At 36.9% G+C, this 21,806-nt stretch carries 19 protein-coding genes; 8 read left to right on the top strand and 11 right to left on the bottom strand.

What is annotated here, in order from left to right; genetic code table 11:
• Window positions 1–10 precede the first annotated feature (10 nt).
• The 4 genes from BK054_RS05025 to argH are packed head-to-tail and all read left to right on the top strand — an operon-like array spanning window position 11 to window position 4,229.
• A complete protein-coding gene (locus tag BK054_RS05025) occupies window positions 11–1,009 on the top strand; it encodes an acetylornithine carbamoyltransferase (protein ID WP_006257996.1) in 999 nt (332 codons plus the stop codon).
• A 3-nt stretch (window positions 1,010–1,012) separates the two neighbouring features.
• Window positions 1,013–1,792, top strand: a complete 780-nt coding sequence (gene argB / locus BK054_RS05020; protein WP_006257997.1) for an acetylglutamate kinase — start codon at window positions 1,013–1,015, stop codon at window positions 1,790–1,792.
• Between the two features lie 43 nt (window positions 1,793–1,835).
• On the top strand, window positions 1,836–2,894 hold the full coding sequence (locus tag BK054_RS05015; protein WP_071307004.1) for a M20 family metallo-hydrolase: 1,059 nt from the start codon (window positions 1,836–1,838) through the stop codon (window positions 2,892–2,894).
• A 3-nt stretch (window positions 2,895–2,897) separates the two neighbouring features.
• Entirely contained in the window at window positions 2,898–4,229 is a 1,332-nt protein-coding gene (gene argH / locus BK054_RS05010; protein WP_006257999.1) for an argininosuccinate lyase, read from the top strand.
• A gap of 386 nt (window positions 4,230–4,615) precedes the next feature.
• Here the strand turns inward: argH and BK054_RS05005 are convergent, their stop codons facing one another.
• Window positions 4,616–5,668, bottom strand: a complete 1,053-nt coding sequence (locus BK054_RS05005) for a ferredoxin--NADP reductase (RefSeq protein WP_071307003.1) — start codon at window positions 5,666–5,668, stop codon at window positions 4,616–4,618.
• Between the two features lie 297 nt (window positions 5,669–5,965).
• Between BK054_RS05005 and BK054_RS05000 the strand changes: the two genes are divergently transcribed.
• Entirely contained in the window at window positions 5,966–8,452 is a 2,487-nt protein-coding gene (locus BK054_RS05000) for a DUF5686 and carboxypeptidase regulatory-like domain-containing protein (protein WP_071307002.1), read from the top strand.
• Between the two features lie 136 nt (window positions 8,453–8,588).
• Here BK054_RS05000 and pheS read toward each other — a convergent pair whose 3' ends face one another.
• Entirely contained in the window at window positions 8,589–9,605 is a 1,017-nt protein-coding gene (gene pheS / locus BK054_RS04995) for a phenylalanine--tRNA ligase subunit alpha (protein WP_036471075.1), read from the bottom strand.
• An 86-nt stretch (window positions 9,606–9,691) separates the two neighbouring features.
• On the bottom strand, window positions 9,692–10,048 hold the full coding sequence (locus tag BK054_RS04990; protein WP_006258004.1) for a hypothetical protein: 357 nt from the start codon (window positions 10,046–10,048) through the stop codon (window positions 9,692–9,694).
• 95 nt (window positions 10,049–10,143) lie between these two features.
• Between BK054_RS04990 and BK054_RS04985 the strand changes: the two genes are divergently transcribed.
• Window positions 10,144–10,686 carry a CvpA family protein gene (locus tag BK054_RS04985; RefSeq protein WP_071307001.1) on the top strand — a complete coding sequence of 181 codons (543 nt, stop codon included), beginning with the start codon at window positions 10,144–10,146 and terminating at the stop codon, window positions 10,684–10,686.
• On the opposite strand, the gene BK054_RS04980 is transcribed toward BK054_RS04985, so the two are convergent.
• The 8 genes from BK054_RS04980 to BK054_RS04945 all read right to left on the bottom strand — a co-directional run bounded on the left by BK054_RS04980 (window position 10,683) and on the right by BK054_RS04945 (window position 19,725).
• On the bottom strand, window positions 10,683–11,441 hold the full coding sequence (locus BK054_RS04980) for a tetratricopeptide repeat protein (protein ID WP_071307000.1): 759 nt from the start codon (window positions 11,439–11,441) through the stop codon (window positions 10,683–10,685). The two genes, BK054_RS04985 and BK054_RS04980, sit on opposite strands and share 4 nt — an antisense overlap.
• A 6-nt stretch (window positions 11,442–11,447) precedes the next feature.
• Window positions 11,448–13,208, bottom strand: coding sequence for a BatD family protein (locus tag BK054_RS04975; protein WP_071306999.1), 1,761 nt, complete (start codon window positions 13,206–13,208; stop codon window positions 11,448–11,450).
• A gap of 6 nt (window positions 13,209–13,214) precedes the next feature.
• Window positions 13,215–14,090, bottom strand: coding sequence for a tetratricopeptide repeat protein (locus BK054_RS04970; protein WP_006262425.1), 876 nt, complete (start codon window positions 14,088–14,090; stop codon window positions 13,215–13,217).
• A gap of 1 nt (window position 14,091) precedes the next feature.
• Entirely contained in the window at window positions 14,092–15,123 is a 1,032-nt protein-coding gene (locus tag BK054_RS04965) for a VWA domain-containing protein (protein WP_006258009.1), read from the bottom strand.
• A 6-nt stretch (window positions 15,124–15,129) separates the two neighbouring features.
• A complete protein-coding gene (locus tag BK054_RS04960) occupies window positions 15,130–16,134 on the bottom strand; it encodes a vWA domain-containing protein (protein WP_006260420.1) in 1,005 nt (334 codons plus the stop codon).
• A gap of 2 nt (window positions 16,135–16,136) precedes the next feature.
• A complete protein-coding gene (locus BK054_RS04955; RefSeq protein WP_006260419.1) occupies window positions 16,137–17,759 on the bottom strand; it encodes a BatD family protein in 1,623 nt (540 codons plus the stop codon).
• A gap of 5 nt (window positions 17,760–17,764) precedes the next feature.
• Window positions 17,765–18,628, bottom strand: a complete 864-nt coding sequence (locus BK054_RS04950; protein ID WP_071306998.1) for a DUF58 domain-containing protein — start codon at window positions 18,626–18,628, stop codon at window positions 17,765–17,767.
• A gap of 92 nt (window positions 18,629–18,720) precedes the next feature.
• Entirely contained in the window at window positions 18,721–19,725 is a 1,005-nt protein-coding gene (locus BK054_RS04945) for an AAA family ATPase (RefSeq protein WP_006258013.1), read from the bottom strand.
• A gap of 169 nt (window positions 19,726–19,894) precedes the next feature.
• Between BK054_RS04945 and BK054_RS04940 the strand changes: the two genes are divergently transcribed.
• Both BK054_RS04940 and BK054_RS04935 read left to right on the top strand, forming a co-directional pair.
• The gene (locus BK054_RS04940) at window positions 19,895–21,043 is read left to right on the top strand and encodes a DUF5929 domain-containing protein (protein WP_041894930.1); all 1,149 of its coding nucleotides are present in this window, start codon (window positions 19,895–19,897) and stop codon (window positions 21,041–21,043) included.
• The gene (locus BK054_RS04935) at window positions 21,036–21,776 is read left to right on the top strand and encodes a metallophosphoesterase family protein (RefSeq protein WP_071306997.1); all 741 of its coding nucleotides are present in this window, start codon (window positions 21,036–21,038) and stop codon (window positions 21,774–21,776) included. Before BK054_RS04940 ends, BK054_RS04935 begins: the two co-directional genes overlap by 8 nt.
• Window positions 21,777–21,806 lie beyond the last annotated feature (30 nt).

Here is a 21,806-nt window from a genome sequence, read left to right as displayed (position 1 = left end):
GACAATTACAATGAAACAATTTTTTTCCGTTAACGATATACCTTCTCTATCTAAAGCAGTAAACAGCGCATTAGCGTGTAAGGCAAACCCTTTTGCAGAAGAAACTCTTGGCAAGCACAAAACAATAGGTTTAGTATTCTTAAATCCAAGTTTGCGTACAAGGATGAGTACTCAGAAGGCTGCTGCTAACTTAGGGATGAATGTAATGGTGATGAATATGACATCAGACGGTTGGGCTTTAGAGACTAAAGACGGCGTAGTGATGGACGGAAATACAGCAGAGCATATTAGAGAAGCTGCAGCTGTGATGGGAGAGTACTGTGATATATTAGGACTTCGTTCATTCCCTGGGTTAAAAGATGCTGAGGAAGACTATAGCGAAGAATTGTTTAGCAAGTTCGCTAAGTACTGTGGCAAACCTGTAGTGAGCTTAGAGAGCGCGACAAGACATCCCCTACAGAGCTTTACAGACTTGATCACCATAGTAGAGCACTTCGATTATAATTATGACGCTGCACAAGATAAATTAGTACCTCAAGGCAAAAAACCTAAAGTAGTATTGACATGGGCACCGCACGTTAAGGCACTTCCGCAGGCAGTACCGAACTCTTTCGCAGAGTGGATGTGTAGAGCTCAGGCAGAAGGTCTTGTAGACTTTGTGGTGACTCATCCAGAGGGTTATGCGCTGAAAGAGGAGTTTACAGTAGGAGCTACAGTGACTACTAATCAGGATGAAGCTTTAGCAGATGCAGACTTCGTATATGTAAAGAACTGGTCGAGTTATGAAGACTACGGACAGATAACGTGTACAGATAAGTCTTGGATGTTAACTCTTGATAAATTAGAAGCAACAAACCAAGCCAAAGTAATGCACTGCCTACCTGTTAGACGTGATTTAGTGATCTCGTCAGAAGTATTAGATAGCGAGCATGCTATCGTGATACAAGAAGCAGGGAACAGAGTATGGGCAGCACAAGCTGTATTAAAAGAAATGCTTAAAAACCAATAAATTATGCAAAGCCTTACAGTTATTAAGATAGGAGGTAATATCGTCGATGACGAGTCTGCGTTAAACGCTTTTTTAGACATCTATGCTCGTATAGAAGGCCCTAAGGTCTTAGTACATGGTGGAGGTAAATTAGCTACGCGTATGGCTGCGCAGTTAGGGATAGAAACTCAGATGGTCAATGGGCGTCGTATCACTGACGAAGCGATGTTGCCTATAGCTGTAATGGTGTATGCAGGTTTGATAAACAAACAAATCACAGCACAACTTCAAGCAAGAGGTTGTGATGCGATGGGAATCTCAGGAGCAGACGCTAAGCTGATACAGAGTCATAAACGCCCTATTGAGCCGATAGACTATGGCTATGTAGGGGACTTTGAGGCAAGCGATGTGAATGTGGTTCGATTACAACAATTGTTAGAGATAGGGATTAGTCCTGTATTCTCTGCGATTACGGCTGATAAGGAAGGCCAACTACTAAATACCAATGCAGATACTATTGCCTCTAATATAGCCGTTGCTCTCGCTACTAAGTATAAAGTAGCCTTAGTATATTGCTTTGAGCGCAAAGGGGTACTGCAAGACATTAACGATGAGAACTCTGTGATCAATACCATTAATCAAGAGAACTTTACACAACTAAAACAACAAGGGGTGATAGCTGATGGTATGTTGCCAAAGATAGAGAATGCTTTGGCGGCTGTCAACCAAGGAGTAGATAAGGTATGTATCAAGAAAGCAGAGGATCTATTAGATATAAAAGCTGGTACTACGATTCAACTCTAATATAAGATAACAAGACAACTACCCATAACTATATAAAACCACAATGAAAGACAACTTATCACAACAGGCAATAGCTTTATTAGAAAGCCTTATAGCATCTCCATCTTTTAGTAAAGAAGAGCATTTGACTTCTGATCTAATCGCTAACTTTTTAGAGTCTCATGGAGTAGCTATTCACCGAGAGCTTTTTAATGTATGGGCGTTTAATAAGCACTATGATCCGAGTAAGCCTACGATCTTATTGAACTCTCACCACGATACTGTGAGACCAAATAAAGACTATACTCGTGACCCTTTTAAGCCTGAGATTATAGATGGCAAGTTGTTCGGATTGGGGAGTAATGATGCTGGAGGGTGCTTGGTCTCTTTAATCGCTACATTTCTTTACTTCTATGAAAAAGAGGGAATGAAGTATAACTTCTGTATCGCTGCTACGGCAGAAGAAGAGATATCAGGGAATGATGGCTTAGAATTTGTAATACCTAAATTAGGAGAATTAGAATTCGCTATCGTAGGAGAACCTACACAAATGCACTTAGCTGTAGCAGAACGTGGACTAATGGTGTTAGACTGTGTAGCTCATGGGCGCTCAGGACATGCAGCGCGTAATGAAGGAGACAATGCGATATTTAAAGCAATAAAAGATATAGAGTGGTTTAATACCTATCAGTTCCCTAAGGTATCTGAGGAGTTTGGACCAATCAAGATGAGTGTGACAATGATCAATGCTGGTACACAGCATAATGTGGTGCCTTCTACTTGTGATTTTGTAGTAGATGTACGTGTGACAGATGCTTATACAAACGAAGAAGTATTAGAGATGGTGAGACAGCATGTAGACTGTGAGGTCAATGCGCGTTCTACTCGATTAAAGCCTTCGTCTATAGCTAAGGATCACCCTATCGTACAGGCGGGTATAGCACTAGGTAGAGAGACCTATGGCTCACCTACTACGAGTGACCAAGCCTTGTTAAGTATTCCATCGCTTAAGTGTGGACCTGGCGACTCTGCTCGCTCACATACAGCAGACGAATTCGTCTATGTAAAGGAGATAGAAGAGGGAATAGCCTTGTATATAAAGATGTTAACGCAAATTGTGTAGTAAATGAAATTATGGCAAAAAAACACTACTGTAGATAGTAATGTAGATACCTTCACAGTAGGACAAGATAGAGTGTTAGATATGAACCTAGCGGCATTTGACGTTATGGGGTCACTAGCACATACACAGATGTTAGAAAGTATAGGATTATTAGAGTCAGAAGACTTAGTCCTTATTCAAAAAGAATTAAAACAGATATACCAAGAGATATTAGCTGGTCAATTCGAGATAGAGGATGATGTAGAAGACATACACTCTCAAGTAGAGTTATTATTGACTAGGAGAATAGGTGAGGCTGGTAAGAAGATACATTCAGGACGTTCTAGAAACGACCAAGTATTAGTAGACCTTAAACTTTATTTTCGCCATGAGATAGAGGAGATCGTGACTAAGACGAAGGAGGTATTTGATACACTACAGCAATTGAGTAATCAGTATAAAGATGTTTTACTGCCTGGCTATACGCATTTACAAATCGCAATGCCTTCGTCATTTGGCTTGTGGTTTGGGGCGTATGCAGAGAGCCTTGTAGATGATTTAGAGATGATGCTAGCTGCGTGGAAGGTTACGAATAAGAACCCATTGGGATCGGCTGCAGGTTATGGCTCATCATTTCCGTTAAACAGGCAGATGACTACAGACTTATTAGGCTTTCAGTCTATGAATTATAATGTAGTCTATGCACAGATGGGTAGGGGAAAGACAGAGCGTATTTTAGCACAAGGGTTAAGCGCTATTGCAGCTACTTTAGCTAAGTTCGCGATGGACGGATGCTTGTATATGAGTCAGAACATGGGCTTTATTAAATTCCCAGATCATTTGACTACAGGTTCGAGCATTATGCCACATAAGAAGAATCCAGACGTTCTAGAGCTTATTCGTTCAAGATGTAATAAGATACAAGCTTTGCCTAACGAAATAGCCTTAATGACCACTAATTTGCCTTCTGGGTACCACAGAGATCTTCAGTTGTTAAAAGAGAACTTGTTCCCAGCTTTCACGTCATTGAAAGAGTGTTTAGATATTCTGAAACTGATGTTGGACAATATAGAGGTGAATAAAGAGATATTAAGCGATCCGAAATACGACTATTTGTTTAGCGTTGAGGTAGTGAATGATTATGTACTAAAGGGGATGCCTTTTAGAGAAGCATATAAAGAGATAGGGCTGTCGATAGAGGCAGGTACTTATCAACCGTCAAAAGAGGTAAACCATACACATGAAGGTAGTGTAGGTAACCTGATGAATGAAGCAATCAAAGGAGAGTTTGACCGTGTGTACACGTCATTCAACTTTGACCAAGTAAATGAGAAACTAGTAAGTTTAGTGTTGTGATAGATTGAAAGAGGCTTTTCCACGCGGTGGGAGAGCCTCTTGCTATTTATTAATTTATCACTGTTAACTATAATTGATTTAGGGCTGTATGAAGTATAATGCTTTGTACAGCTCTTTTTTATTGTGTTATTGTAATGTGTTTTATATCTCGGCCCGGATTTGCATTCTGAGTATTATTTCTAAAGTATTAAATGTGCTTTTATTACCTTTTTTTGTGGGGTGGTCGGCATGTGGTCGGCTAGTGATGGGCATTTGGTCGGCTTAAAAGTACCAAAAATAGCCTATCACTAGCCTATCATATAGGGAGCAATAGGCTATCACCTCGGAGTATGATCGCAAAAAAAAGCTCTCCACTGTGGGAGAGCTTAGATTATATCGTATATCTATTATATATCGTCGTAGTCTACATAGATTTCGTCTGATGTAACGATAGCTTGACATGATAGGATAAGTCCGTCTGCTATCTCATCATCTGTAAGGATGCTGTTCTTCTTCATCACAGCAGATCCTTTAACGATCTTACACATACATGAGCTACAGATACCTCCCTGACATGAGTATGGAGCATCTATACCGGCTTTAAGCACACCGTTTAGTAATACTTCACTCTTCGGCATCTCGAAGCTAGCTTCTTCGTCATCTACTAGTGCAGTCACCTTAGTAGTACCTCCTTCTGCCTGTACAGGGTTTACACCATCTGTGTTAGGAGTGAAGATCTCAAAAGCGATTTTGTCTTTAGCAACTCCTCTATCTTGTAGAGTAGCACTTACAGTATCGATCATGTCTTCTGGACCACATAAGAAGAAACGAGCGAACTCTTTTTCTTTGTGTTTGTTGTTTACTACGAAGTTGATCGCTGCTTTATCTATACGTCCGAAGATAGAATCGTTCTCTCTAATACGTGAGTAAACGAAGTGGATGAATAGACGCTCTGCGTATTGTTCTTGTAGTTTGTATAATTCGTCGTGGAAGATAGTCTCTTCCGCATTTTTATTACCATATACTAGTACGAACTTGCTGTTAGGCTCTTGTTCTAATACTGTTTTTAGTATAGACATCACAGGAGTGATACCGCTACCTGCTGCAAAGGCAGCATAGTTATTAGCTACTGAATCATTAGGCTCAAAAGTGAATCTTCCTTCTGGGCTCTCTACTTCTAGCTGATCACCAGCTTTCAGTGTGTCATTAGCAAATGTAGAGAACACTCCGTGTTCTACTTTTTTTACTGCTACACGTACTTCTCCACTAGTAGGAGTAGAGCAGATAGAGTAAGCTCTACGAATCTCTTTCCCCTCGTGTTGGTATTTAATATTAAGATATTGACCTGCTGTGAATGCAAATTCCTCTTTTAGGTTGGCAGGAATATCAAATGCTATTGATACTGCATTAGGAGTTTCTCTGCGAACTTCTTTTACAGTTAATAGGTTGAATCTTGACATAGGTAGTTTAGTTTGAACTGACAAAAATACAAAAGAGAATGAGTTAAAGGTGTATTTAATGTTATAATGACTAATTCTTTTACAGTTAATTAACGCTTTAGAACTTTCTCTACTTAGGTATTGTCTTATTCTATGAGAGGATATAGTGGTATGAAGTCAATGAATATGAAGGTTAGCGATGTGATGAGGTATGAAGACTGTATGAGGTGTTCTGTTATTTAGTATAATATCATGGTCAAGGTGTAACAATGCAATAAATACAATGTCTAATAGTTACTATTAAACAAAACCTAACCAATGAAACAATTTATTACACTTTTTATGCTTCTGATTGGCTTGACTGTATTTGGTCAACTAAAAGGGAGTATAAAAGACACAGAGGGTAATCCCATTAGTTATACTACGGTATATCTAGAGAAAAGCCAACAGAATACAATAAGTAATGAACAGGGACTATATGAATTAAGCTTACCTCAGAAGGGGGAGTATACAATCGTATATCAATTCTTAGGCTATAAGACGCTGCGAAAGAATATTACCTATACTGGAGTTGCCCAGGAGGTAAATGTGGTACTGGAGTCTGAAGACTTCATACTAGAAGATATCGTGATCACAGCTGGTAAGAATCCTGCAGATGATCTGATCCGTCTAGCGATAAAGAACAAGCAGAAGAATACAGAGGGAATGTCTGCTTTCACTGCGGATTTTTACTCTAAAGGAATGCTGAAGACGCTGAAGATGTCTAAGTTTTTTCAAAAGAAGGTGCAGGTGAATGGTAGTGGATTATCTGGTGTGGATTCACTAGGTAGAGGGATAGTGTATCTGTCAGAGACAGTTTCTAGCCTAAAGTATCAAAAACCGAATAAACTAAAAGAACATATTATCGCATCTAAGGTAAGTGGGAGCAATAGTGGATATAGCTTTAATACTGCGGATGAGTCCTTCTATGACTTCTATGATAATCATATCGTGATCGGAGATATGGATACTAAACTAATCTCTCCGATAGCAGATGTAGCGTTCTCATACTATAAGTACACGCTAGAGGCTACCTTCAGAGATCAAGGGGTATTGATTAATAAAATCAAGGTAACGCCTAAGTCATCAGTTCAGCCTGTGTTCTCAGGTGATCTCTACTTAGTAGATGGGATAGGGGCTATCTATGGTATAGATTTAAAAGTAACGGGAGTAAGTGTACAGCAACCATTGATAGAAGAGATCAATGTGAGTCAGAACTTTAGTTATAATGAGGATAATAAGAGCTGGGTGAAGCGCTCGCAGAACCTTGACTTAGTCTTTGGAGCATTAGGAGTACGGATACAAGCAGTGTTCTTAAGTGTGTTTAACAACTATAACTTCACACCTAATTTCACTAGAGCGAGCTTTGATAAAGAGATTTTATCCTTTGCGAAGGATGTGAATAAGAAAGGGGATGATTTCTGGAAAGAGAATAGATTATTTGCTTTGTCTGAAGAGGAGTTGAATGATTATCGCGTGAAGGATAGTATAAGAATAATTAAGGAGTCTCCTGCGTATAAAGATAGTATCCGCAAAAAGCACAATAGATTTAAAGTAGGTGATGTGTTCGGTGGGTATAACTATAGAGGAGAAGATAATAAGTATAGCATCGGCTACACAGGATTAATAGGGATGGATAAACCTGGATTTAATACTGTGCAGGGGTTCAATATGAAGACGGATGTGTATGGTTCTATCTACGATAAGGATAAGATAGGGTATACGTATGGTAAAGCTAGCTTTGGCTACGGGTTTGCCTCTGATAGGTTGAGAGTGTATGGAAAGCTATTGCGCCAGTTTAAAGGAGCGTCTAAATCAGCAATATATATAGAAGGAGGAAGTAAGATAGAACAGTATAATAAGGAGAATATACCTGAGCTACTAAATACTGCATTCTCCCTATTAATGAGAAAGAACTATGCGAAGTACTACAATCACAATGATGTGTATGTGGGGTATTACGGTCAGTTCTTCAATGAAGCTCTAAAGGTACACAGTGCGATAGGGTATGAGGATAGAAGCCCGCTGTATAATAATGCGAATGGCTCATTCTATAAGGGTAGTAGAGCCTATACCTCTAATGATCCGTTAGCTCCTCTAGATATGAACAGTAGTCCGATCACGAATCATCATCTATACAAGTTTAGAGTTGGTACTACGCTATCCTTAGGGATGAACTATGTAAGCTATCCTGACAAGCGTATCTATATGCGCAATCCTAACTATCCTCTGATAGAGGTGAACTATGAAAAGGGATTCAGTGGTAGTGAGAAAGGATTAGAATACGATAAGCTAGAAGCTAGGTTCAGCCAAGGACTAACGGTGAGTAATAAAGGGAGATTCGAGTATAATGTATTAATGGGTAAATATTTTGGAGCTGATGGTATCTCTTATGTGGATAGAAAACACTTCACAGGTAACGAGACTCATCTAAACATCACGAATGATAGATTGACCTCGTTTAACCTATTACCGTATTATGCTCTGAGTACGAATAAGTCTTATGTAGAGAGTCATTTTGAGTATGATTTTAAGGGATTCTTGATTAATAAGGTTCCTTTGCTAAGAGAGACAGGATGGAATGTAGTATTAGGGTATCACAATGCTATGGTAAGTGATATAAAGCCATATCACGAGTTTACAGCAGGTCTGTCTAACTTCGGATTTGGTAAGATTAATTTCTTCCGTATAGACTATGTACGCTCATATCAAGGTGGGGCGTTTGCTAAAGACGGTATTATGATAGGGGTAAAGAAGAGCTTTTAGTTAATCATCAAGTATTATTAGAAATAAATAGCCCTTATGATGCATGTAGTGATTATAAGGGCTTATATGTATAAGGATATAAAAAAACACCTCGTCTAGATCAGATGAGGTGTTTTTACTATATATCGTTTTCTTATTAGAAGTTCGATTTAAATTGTTCTAAGAAACGTACATCGTTCTCAAAGAACATACGGATATCTCCGATTTGGTATAATAGCATAGCGATACGCTCTATCCCCATACCAAAGGCAAAACCACTGTACTCAGTAGGGTCGATATTACAGTTCTTAAGAACGTTAGGGTCAACCATACCACATCCCATGATCTCTAACCACCCTGTACCTTTAGTAATACGGTAGTCTGTCTCAGTCTTTAATCCCCAATAGATATCTACCTCAGCACTAGGCTCTGTAAATGGGAAGTATGATGGACGTAATCTAATCTTAGATTTACCAAACATCTCTTTAGTGAAGTATAACAAAGTCTGTTTTAAGTCAGCAAAAGAAACATCTTTATCAATGTAAAGACCTTCTACTTGGTGGAATATACAGTGTGAACGAGATGATATAGCTTCGTTTCTAAATACACGCCCTGGAGATATAGTTCTCAATGGTGGTGTATTCTTCTCCATATAACGAGTCTGTACAGATGAAGTATGTGTACGTAATAGTTGTTCTGGATTTGTCTGAACGAAGAATGTATCTTGCATATCACGAGCTGGGTGATACTCTGGGAAGTTCAACGCAGAGAAGTTATGCCAATCATCTTCAATCTCAGGACCTTCAGAGATATTAAAACCAATGTTATTAAAGATATCAACGATTTGGTTCTTCACTAATGAAATAGGGTGTCTAGACCCGATCTCTAGAGGGTAACCTGGACGTGTTAAGTCTCCATAAAGACCTTGCACATCTTTAGATTCTAGTTCATCTTGAATAGATTTTACTTTATTCTCGACAGTGCTTTTTAATAGATTGATAGCTTGACCAAACTCTTTTTTCTGCTCATTAGGCACCGTTTTAAAGTGTGCAAATAAGTCGTTTAAAATTCCTTTTTTAGATAAGAATTTAATTCTAAATGTTTCAAGCGTCTCTTTATTATCGGTGTTAAAGTGTTCCGCTTCACCGATGTATTCTTTTATTTTATCTATCATCTTAAGTAAAGTAAAAAGCAAATTTACTGCTTTTCAATTAGACATAAAATTATAAACAGCTATAATTTTTATAATTGTTTCTTATGTTAGTCAATAAACTTACTTTCTAAGAAGTAATTGACTATCGCTTCTTTCATTAAAACCGATTGTTCACCTGCTTTAAGGCTAGGTAGGTTTTCTTTTACGTTATAGTGTGGCCATCCGTCTTGGTCAAAGTGATCAAACTCGTAATAACCATAAGGTTCTAATAGACGACAGATAGCGATATGCATTAAGTTCACTTTGTCGTCTTTTTTATATCTCTTTTTGATTTTACCTAGTTCTTGTACTCCGATTAAATATATGATAGCTTCTAAGTCTAGTGTCTCTCCGTCTCCGAATCGGTCAGATACTTTCTGAACGACAGCGTCCCATCTAGCTTTTAATTGTTCGTCTCTTGCCATATTGTTAGTTGTAATGGTGACAAATATACTACAGTTCTGCTCTATTGTAATTAATAGAATTGTAATATCTTCGCACAGAATATATTTGAGTATTTATGTTTTTAGATATTATATGCCTTATCGCCGTTATTTTTGCTATTATAAAAGGAGCTAGAGATGGTTTTTTTATTTCAGTAGTTTCTTTTCTATCTCTATTTATCGGAATAATAGGAGCATTGAAATTCTCAAATATTATTAAAGAATTTCTGATGAATTCACTAGGGTGGGAGTCACCTTCTATTCCTTTACTTGCTTTTGTATTGGCTTTTGTGTTGGCAGTATTAGCTGCACGCTTCATCGCTCAGTTAGCTACTAAGTTTGTACAAGCGGTATTCTTAGGGCTGTTCAACAGACTTTTTGGGGCTGTATTTCAGATTTTGATCGTGATCCTAGTAGGAAGTATCTTTCTCTCTATATTCGATGAGGTTAACGCGATATTTAAGTTCGTCAGTCAGGAGACATTAATGAACTCTACTAGTTATAAAATATATGTATCTCTGTCTGAGTCAGTACTACCTAGTTTATACGATTTAGTTAAATCTCTGTTCTCTAAGAGTATCGATATGATACAAGATATAAAAGAACCCGAAACGATCTAGATATACTTAATCGTATTCTCTTCTATCCATCCTTCTTGCTGATCATCTAGTTTTACCCTGATCCACAATGCTTTTTTCTCTAAGATATACACCTTAGTACCCTCGTGTAGTTCTTTTAGTGTACGAGAGGTGTTCTTCGCTTCTTCTTTAAGGTTTACTTTTTCAGTAAATAAGATAGCAGCTGTAGTCTTAGAAGCATACTTCTGCTCAAATGTAGCTGCGTAGACACTACCTCCTATCACTAGGATAGAAACAAGCATCAATACAAAGCTAATACGCTTAATCGTACTGCTGTGATTCAGATAATATACCACAAAACACAATAGTACTACAAAGGACATCACTGTGGCTAGTGTAGCCCATTGGTCAACGGATAGCTTCCCTAATGACTGGTGAAGTATGTCTTCGTTATCATACTGCTTCACTATCATAATATCGTCTATAAGCTCTTTGCGCGCATAGTTTAGATTAGTCTCTATAGCGGTGTCACTAGGATTAAGCTTTAAGGCTTTCTCATAGTAATAAACAGCATTGACATAATCGCGTGTTTTATAATAAGCATTCGCTAGATTAAAGAATACTTCTGGTGAAGAAGTTTCTTGTTTCTCTATAACTTTAAAGGCTGTGATTGCTTCACTATATTTTTCTTTTTGATACAAGGCATTTCCCTTGTCAAATTGTTGTTTCCAAGAATCCGTTTGTGCCCATGTATGAAAGCTCAAAACAAATATAAAAAGAGTGATGATGTGTTTCATGTTGGTCTATTTGAATTGTTTTTCTAGTTCAGAGATTACTGTAATCGCATTGTCATAATCCTTATTGATATTAACCTGATCAGTCGGAGCGTAACGAGCCCATTCACAAGCGTTCTTTATATCCATAAAGTTCTTAATGGCTTCTTCAGTAATATTTCTATCTGTTAGAATCTCTGTAATGTTTTCATTGCTCATCTCACTAGTCACCATGTCTAGCTTCGCTTTTAGGAAGTTGTGCAGACAGCGCTCTAGTGCTTCATAGAACAATTCTTTGTTATTGATGTTTTTCTTCGCTTCTCCTAAGTATTTCCTAGCTAGTCTATTGTTGTTTCTCAATCGGATACCATCTGTGTCTGACGCATATCTACGACGCTGTATCACTACAAGTAAGAATAGCGGTATAGCTGCGAATGGCAGTACTGTAAGGACGTAGAATAACGTAGTGTCCCAATATGTGCTAGTAGAAGCTTCTACTACTGTAGGTGTAGCTTTATTCGGTTGGAACAATTCGCTCTTATCTACTACGTCTGTGTCTTTTGCTTCTGTATTAGTTGGTAGGGTAGGCCCTTCTAGTACATTAATCGCTAAGCTGTCAATGTGAATAGTCTTATACTTCTTAGTACTTAAGTCAAAATATGAGAACTCCATAGGGTCAATCATATAATCCCCTTTATACTGAGGGATAATGATGTAATCGTTCACTCTGCTACCTTGCATACCATGTACCCCAGAAGTAATCTTATCTGAACTAGTAGGGTCATACATCTCTAGAGCAGAGTGCGCAGTAGGGGTGGGAATGGTCAATAAATTCAAGTTACCCTTACCTGCAACTTCAACTTTTAGGTTTAGTTGCTCGCCTGATTTAAGGCTTGTCTTAGTAGGAGTTACTTTAAATGTAAATGTCCCAACACCTCCAGAGAAGTTGTCAGGCTTACCTGCTTCAGGAAGGTCTTTTGCCTTGATCGTTACTCTACCTGTACTGTATTCTTTCTCCATATACCCAAACTCTGGATATCCGAAGAAGTCACGTCTACCTGTAGGAACTTCTGCCTGTATCATTAACTCAAGAGGATCTATACTAAGATTGCCTGCTTCTTGAGCCATTAATACATCTTGCTTTAATACAATGTAGTTATAATCTGTCCCTTTATACTTACCTAGCTTCACTTCAGGTCGTCTAGGGATGTCTACATTGTGCACCCAGAACTTCTCATAAGTAGGTATTTTTCTTCCTGTATATCCTGCGATATTGGTATTGAAGTACAGTTTATACGTTATCGTTACAGGTTCGTTTATATAAGGATTCTGATTCGTCACCTCAGCGACTAGATGTATTTCATCTAGAGCTTTCTGCTGTACTTGATTATATTGCTGTCTAGGATCTTGCTTTGCTACAGCGTCAGATACTGTAATGGTAATCGGTTTGGTTTTATAGACCTGTCCTTCTATTTCTATAGATGCTGAACCTATAGATAAAGTTCCTTTCTTCTTCGGTTGTAAGAAGTAAGAATAGGTTTTATTAAAAGACTTTTTACCATTTGTCCAAGCGTAGCTAACAGATTGGTTAGGCCCTCCAACTACAGTGAAATTGTCAAAACGAGGTGGAGAGAAGTTATCTCCATCTTGGTTCATAGCAAAGTCAACGCGAACATTGTCGTTAAGCGGTATGTTATCTCTACTTACTGTTGCTTCAAAGCTGATTTGAGCTAAGATTGCTTGAGTGCAAATCAGAGCGAATAATAATATGTAGTAACGCAGTGTTTTCATTGTATTCTACCAGTCTTTTTTTCTTTGTTCATTTTGTCCAGCAGGTTGTCCTTTCTCTGGTTTACCACCTTTAGGACCTCTATTAATTAGCCTCTGCTGTACATCTTTTTCATTTTTATTCATCGCATCTAATATTCGATCCATCTGATCTTGATTAGGTGTTTTAGGGTTATTCTGTTTAGATTGATCTTTTTGATCGTCTTTTCCTTTATCGTCTTTATCCTTATCATTCTGACCATCTTTGTTCTTGTCATCCTGATCTCCTTTATCATTTTGATCTTGATCTTTCTTGTCTTGATCGCCTTTATCCCCTTTGTCTTTATTATCTTTATTTTGGTCTTGATCTTTGTTGTCCTTGTTTTGGTCTTTATTCTGATCTTGATTATCCTTATTCTGATCTTTGTTTTGGTCTTGATTATCCTTGTTGTCTTGATTGTCTTGAGGATTCTCTTTGTTCATTTTCTTCGCTACAGCGTAGTTATAACGCGTCTCATCATCTTTAGGATTGTTTAATAAAGCCTTTTTGTAAGCTTGTTCTGCTGCTTGATAATTCTTAGATTTCATATAAGCATTCCCCAAGTTATGGTAGGCTTGGTGCTTAGCTTCTTTGGTTGTCGCTTTTTGTATGGCTCTAAGGTAGGCAGCTTCTGCTTCTTTGGTTAATTGCTGTTTGTATAAAGAGTTTCCTAAGTTATAATCAGCTACAGACTTACTGTCTTTAGAATTAGCTATTCTATAAGAAGATTCTGCATGAGTATAATGTTTGTTCTCGAATACTTCATTACCTGTGCTCAGTGCTCTACCAGCAGACTGTGCAAATGAGTAAGCAGTAAACAATAAAAATATCGTGATGTAGAATGAGTTTTTCATAATTAATCGCATGCTATTCTTTTTCATTGAACAAATTAAGTTTCTTCATCCAGATAGTCTTTCTTTCTAGTATGAATAAATCGATAAAGATCAGTAAGAAAGCAAACCCTAAGAACCACTGATATTGAGATTGGTACTCTGCGATTTGTTGATCTTCAAAATCTGTTTTTTCTATTTTGCTAAGGTCGTTTTTAATAAGGTCTACAATCTCTTGCGTATTCGAACCGTAATAATACTTTCCTCCAGTAGCATCAGCTATATATTTAAGCGTAGATGGATTGAGCTTTGTAGTAACGATCTCATTGTTCCAATCTCTTTTATATTCCACGCCTTTAGGTGTCTTAATAGGGATAGGTCCTCCTGCCTCTGTTCCTACACCGATGGTGATAATCTTTACTTTCTTTTCTTTTGCTATTTTGATAGCATTCTCCATTTCTTCTCCGTGGTCTTCTCCATCAGAGATAAGGATCATGACTTTGCTTGTATTGGGATTGTCATAGAAATTAGAAGCTACATAGATAGCGTCCTCAAATGCGGTACCTTGTGAAGAGACCATATCTGTGTTCATCGTCTGAAGATACATCTTAGCAACGTAATGATCTGTAGTGATAGGCAACATCGGGAATGCCGTACCTGCATATCCTACTATACCTATTCTATCTGGTCCTAGATTATTGATAATCTGAGAGACTAGTTGTTTCATCTTTGCCAATCTATCAGGAGCCATATCCTGAGCTAACATACTCTTAGATACGTCTAATGTGAATACGATATCAACACCTTGTCTTTTGACTGTAATAACCTTTGTTCCTATCTTAGGATTGATTAAAGCAATTACAATAGATATTAGAGCTACTAGATAAATAGAAGCCTTAATGATTGGTTTATTCTTAGATTGATTAGGTGCCAAAGTTTTAATTGCTTTAGCTGTAGCAAATGATTGTTGCTTCTTTTTCTTCCACAAGATATCCCCAATAAAGATTAAGATCAATATTGCTATGATTGAAAATAGAAAAAGATATTGTTTATTGTCTAACTCCCACATAATCTATTATATGAATCCTCTGAATAATGTTTTTTGTAATGTGAAATCAATACACAATAGAATAAAAGCAAGTAACACTAAGAATTGAAACTTGTCATCAGATTTAACGAACTTCTGTTCGTCAATCTTCGTTTTCTCTAATTGATTGATTTCTTCATAAATTGCTTTAAGCTTACTAGTATCTGTTGCTCTAAAGTATTTACCTCCTGTTGTTTTAGCGATAGACTTCATAAGCTCTTCATCTAGTTCTACAGGTACTTTCTCATATACTATTTCACCGTTCTCTCTTATTCCTACTGGAGATTCTGCTAACCCATTAGTACCAATACCGATAGTATATACTTTAATATTGTACTCTTTAGAGATCTCAGCAGCTAATGTAGGGTCTACTGTACCTGTATTATTGACACCATCTGTAAGAAGTATGATAATCTTACTTTTGGCAGGGCTGTCTTTTAATCTGTTTACTGATGTCGCTAAACCTACACCTATAGCAGTACCATCTCTTAGGACATTGTCATATTTTATACTCTTAAGGTCATTTAGTATCAGTAATTTATCACTAGTCACTGGCGTCTTAGTATATGCTTCAGCAGCATAAATAACTAATCCTATACGATCTGTCACACGCTGTGATACGAAGTCAGCAGCTACAGTTTTTAATGCTTCTAAACGGTTTGGTTTTAGATCTCGTGCTAACATACTTCCTGATACGTCCATAGCCATCACGATATCGATACCATGCGTAGAGTGTATCTGTGAATCTACATTCACGATTTGAGGTCTAGCCATACCTACTATAATGGCACTAAGGGCTAGTACTCGTAAGATAATAGAAATAGGCAATAACTTAACTAATAGTGAAGTATGCTCTTGTACACCTTGTATAGTGCTTAGCTTGACAGTAGCACGCTGTTTCTTTCTGTTTTTATACCATACAAATAGGACTATTGGTAATAGTATAAATAACCAGAAGAACTCAGGATTGGCAAAAGTTATATTCTGTATCATTGTTATTTCTCCTCTTTTTTATACTGTATTGAATCAAACATACGTTCTACTAGCTTAGGAGCTATCTCATCTTCTGCTAGATAGAATATCCATACTTGATCTTTGTTAGCACCATTGTCTGTTAATACTCCTTCGAACATTACTTTCTCTTCTACTTGATTAGTAGGGTTCTTGAATGCAAACTCACCATAAACAAGTGTCCCGAGAATACCATTTGCATTCTCAAAGCGTTCATCTTTATACTCTAAGTTTTCTATTTTATTGTTTTGTGTCAGCAATGAAATAGAATAAGTAATCAATTCTTTGTCAGTATATTTGTATTCCTTAGTGGTAACTACATTATTTAATACAATGTGAATAGGGTCTTCTAGGACACCATATTTAAATTGATTAAGTGATGATATACCATCAGGTTTTCCTTCTTGCAATAAAGGTTCATTCTTACGGATTAGAACTTCAGGAGTTGAGATAGTCAGTCCTGGAGCAGTACCGTACGTACTAGTAATCCATTCTTTGTTCATCAGTTTCTTCGTATTGTTGAATGTAAACCAATGATAGTCTTCTTTAGCAGAAGTATTGATAATATACACTATCCCAGTCACAACAACTAAGAAAGCTGTGATGGCTGTAGGAATCCATATACGTATTCTTTTCTTTTTCTTTTTACTTTCCTCTCTTCTTCTGATTAACTCCGTTTGTGTTGCAGCAGAGATAGGATAAGCTGTATTGATACTGTCTATGACATTCTGTATCTTAGAAGTATCTGCTGTTATTTCGCCTTCAGTAGGCTGAGACTTAGCGAACTTAACTAAGTCCGCAGATTCTAGAACTCGTTTTAATTCTTTAATCACCACAGGATCTAGCTTTACCTTCTTATCATTTAAAGTAGCCTTAAGAATAGTGATAATTTCGAAAGTCGTCAATTCTTTCGCTGAGATTCCAAAAGTATCTTCTATAAACCCCCTAGTGATAATACTCATATCAGAATAGTATGGTTTAGCATCACCTCTATTCCAGTTTTTCTTCTCTTCTAGTTTCTTAAGTTTTTTAACTGCTTTCTCATAAGGAGTTTTGTATTTATCATCCTCCGTAAGGTTCTTCTCTTGTTGTCTTCTGATATAGATATAGATACCTATTCCTGCTAGTATAGCGATGAAGATAAACAGTAGATAATACCAATCTGTAGAGAAAGAAGCTCCTTCTTTAGAGATTGACTTGATCTCATAAAGAGGTTGTTTTAATGTATCTACTGCTACATCTTGTACATGTATCTGTATAGAGTCTGTATGAAATAGCTTAGCATCTACTATAACAGGTACAGCAGGAATACTAAAATCACCTGGGTCGAATTGAGTCAAGTGATATTTCTTAATAAGCTCCTGTGTATTATCATTCTTAATCGTATCAATAGGGAATGACTCTACTACATCAAAGTTCCCTATCTGTTCTGTTGCAGGAAATGTAATTAAACTCCCTGTGTTAGAATGGGCCTTTATGGTGTATAGAAAGGTGTCTCCTATTTTTATAGCAGTAGTATCTACTTGCGTTTCTACTCTATTTTGAGCTAGAGTAGAGAAAGTAGCAACTAAAAAAATAATAGCGATATGTAGAAAATTAGATTTCATTGTCCTTATCTCGATTTAAAGTATCCTAGTAATTTTTTGACATAACTATCGTTTACTTCAATATTGATAGTTCCTGCTCCACATTTTTGAAATACTTTGGTAAAGTTTTCTTCTTGCTTGTGGAAGTGAGAAGCATAGGCTTTTCTTACACTAGCATCAGAAGTATTGATTAACTGTTCTGTATGAGTCTCTGCGTCGAATACATTGATAAGACCTACATTAGGAAGTTCTTTCTCTCTTTTATCGTAGATTCTTATGCCTGTAATATCGTGTTTTTTTGCAGATATTCTTAAAGTCTGTTCAAAAGAGTGTGTAATAAAGTCTGAAAGCACAAAGACAATAGCTTTCTTCTTGACTACCTTCGAGAGATACTCAAGAGCAAAGCCTACATCTGTCTTTAGACTTTTAGGTTTGAAGTCGATAAGCTCTCTAATGATTCTCAGTACATGTGTTTTTCCTTTTTTAGGAGGAATGAATAACTCTATCTGATCAGAGAACAGTATTAGACCTATTTTATCATTGTTTTGAGTAGCAGAGAAGGCAAGTGTCGCAGCTATTTCGAGTACAATATCCTCTTTAAACTGATTAGTAGACCCGAACGCTTCCGAACCACTTACATCCACTAAGAGCATCATTGTTAACTCACGCTCTTCTTCGAATACTTTGATATAAGGCTCATTATAACGTGCAGTAACATTCCAGTCTATAGCCCTTACATCATCGCCAAACTGATATTGACGCACCTCTGAGAAGGTCATACCTTTCCCTTTAAAAGAAGTGTGATACTCTCCCGAAAAAATATGGTCACTTAATCGCTTTGTTTTTATTTCGATCTTCTTGACCTTCTTTAAGATATCTTTGGTTTCCATGACTATACAGCTTTCAAATTAACAAAATCATCAAAACCTATCTACACTTAACTATAAATAGGTTTTGTATATTAAAAGTTATCCTTGTTCTACTAAGGAACTTCTATTTCATTTACGATTTGGTTAATAATATCTACAGAAGTAATATTCTCAGCCTCTGCTTCATAAGTAACCCCGATTCTATGGCGTAATACATCTATTACTACTGCTCTTACATCTTCTGGAATTACATACCCTCTCTTTTTGATAAACGCATAACATTTAGCTGCTAGAGCTAAGTTGATACTTCCACGAGGAGATGCACCGAAGCTAATCATAGGTTTTAACTTCTCTAGTTTAAATTGTTCTGGATAACGAGTAGCGAAGATAATATCTAAGATATACTTCTCTATTTTCTCATCCATATATACTTTCTTAACAGCTTCTTGAGCTCGTTGTATTTGTTCTAGAGTTACTACAGCATTAACTTGAGGTTTCTCACCAGCTAAGTTTTGACGGATAACAAGTCTTTCATCCTCTAATTTAGGATAATCAATAACTGTCTTAAGCATAAAACGGTCCATCTGTGCTTCTGGTAGAGGGTAAGTACCTTCTTGCTCCACTGGGTTTTGAGTAGCCATAACTAAGAATGGCTTGTCTAGTTTGAATGTGTCGTCACTGATAGTTACTTGTTTCTCTTGCATCGCTTCTAGTAATGCAGATTGTACCTTAGCAGGAGCACGGTTAATCTCGTCCGCTAGAATGAAGTTAGCGAATATAGGTCCCTTTCTGATCGAAAAGTCATTTTCTTTTACGTTATAGATCATTGTACCTATAACGTCTGCTGGTAATAAGTCAGGCGTAAACTGGATACGGTTAAATGTTCCATGTACTGCTTTAGATAAAGTATTAATGGCTAAAGTCTTTGCTAATCCAGGCACTCCTTCTAATAAAATATGCCCCTGTCCTAACAAACCAATTAAAAGTCTATCGATCATATGTTTCTGACCAACAATAACTTTATTCATCTCCATGGTTAGGATATCGATAAATGCACTCTCTCTTTCTATTAATTCGTTTAATTCACGGATATCATAATTAGATCCTGTTGTGTCCATATCTATAGTTTTTTTTCTAAAGTAATATACTTTTCTGATTCTTACCGCAAATTCAAAAAATATTCTCTATTAAGTTGTTAATGTATGGTTAAATATAACAAAGAGGTTTCTGATTTAGGTCTGAATTGTGAGTTTCTTTTTATAATTTTAAGAACAAAACAAGAATGTTGTGATTAATAAGCGATTACTTATTAAAAATTTACTAGCGCATTATGATGAGAATAGCTTTTATGATAAGAAGAGGCAACTCAATCTGCACAGTAAATCAGGCAAAGCTAAGTTTTTAAAACATATCTGTGCTTTAGCGAATTCAAATCCAGACAATAGCTCCTATTTATTAGTAGGGATAGAAGACGAAGATAACGAAATAGTAGGTGTAGACTTCTATGATGACAGTAAGATTCAGAACTTAGTCAACGCTTATTTAGATAATCCTCCGCTTATCACCTATGATAATGTGGCGTTCAATGACCTACCCAAAGATAGAGTAGTAGGACTTGTATCCATTCGATCAGGTATCGGTCTAACGACGTTTAAGCGATCGATTAGTGAGATAGCAGAAGGGAGTTATTTCGTGAGGATAGGCAGTACCTCTGTTCCTGATGCAGTAGTACCTCGTAGTACAAATAGGGAAATAGTAAAAAGCATAGAGAAGAACTCTCAGAATGATCTAGCGAGTATCTTAGATAGTGTTATCACATTTATGACAGATACGCATCGAGATATGAAGCCGAGATATAATGTCTTTAGAGAACAATTTATCATCTGTTGGGCAGGTAATAAAAAGATGGTTAGGGGGATGCCTTTTTATTCTAGAGTAGATATAGAGTTTGTCAATGAGCAGATTAAGTTGTTCTATTCAGATCTTGACTCTGTCACGATTGCGTATAATGGGCATAAGTTTGTGATAACAGAGTATCTAAATCTAGGGCTGAATGATAAGACGAGTTATTACCCATTCGAAGAAGTGATGATCTCCTTCTCAGAGAACGGGACTTATTCTATGACCAACACAGTCTTGTTTAAAGCACCATCCTATAACAGGAATATCCTTGGGCATATCTACGGATCTAGTCTTAATGTTATTTATAAACTTCAGAACAACCTTAAACTGACTTCTAAGGAAGAACGTGTATTAGGTAAACTATGTTTTAATATGATGTTGTGTTACCTAAACGGTTTTGAAGATGCTAAAGATGAACTAATCTCCGTTAAAGATTATCTAAAATATTCGAATGACCCTCAGCTCTTTATAGCCTTTAAGGAAGTAATGCGTATCTTGCGTAAACTGAAATACGAAACAGAAATAGATGAGTAGAACACTAGTTATAGGAGATATACACGGTGGTTATAAGGCGCTATTACAAGTGATGGAACGTGCAAAAGTAACCCCTTCAGATAAATTAATTTTTTTAGGAGACTATGTAGATGGATGGAGTGAATCTGAGAAGGTAGTAGAGTATTTATTAGCTTTGAAGGAGACACATAATTGTACATTCTTAAGAGGTAACCATGAGACGCTTTTAGTGAATTGGTTAGAAACAGGTAAGGAGAATAAACTATGGGAAGGCAATGGAGGAGACGCTTCTGTTAAATCTTATTCTTTAGACAATATCACAAAAGAAATGAGAGAGAAGCATCTCCATTTCTTTAGAAGCTTACAGAACTATTATATCGATGAGAACAATAGACTCTTCGTTCATGCAGGTTTTACGAACTTAAGAGGGGTGAAGGACGAGTATATTGAAGAAGGCCTTTATTGGGACAGAACGTTATGGGAGATGGTATTATCTATGGATACAACGATCAGTAAGGAAGACATTAGATATCCGAAGAGATTGTTGCACTATCACGAAATCTTTATAGGACATACACCTGTTACTAATTATGGTTTTAAGTATCCTATGAACTTTGCCAATGTATGGAATATAGATACAGGAGCAGCATTCTTAGGACGTATTTCTATTCTAGATATAGAGACAAAGGAGTATTGGCAGAGCGATGTAGTCGCTGAGCTATACCCAGATGAGGAGGGAAGGAACCATAAATAAAAAACACTTTTATTATATTTGTCACACACA

The organism is Myroides sp. ZB35 (genome assembly GCF_001865835.1).
GTDB lineage: Bacteria > Bacteroidota > Bacteroidia > Flavobacteriales > Flavobacteriaceae > Flavobacterium > Flavobacterium odoratimimum.
Note: the sequence above shows the minus strand (reverse complement) of the source record. Positions and strands in the feature narration are given on the sequence as shown.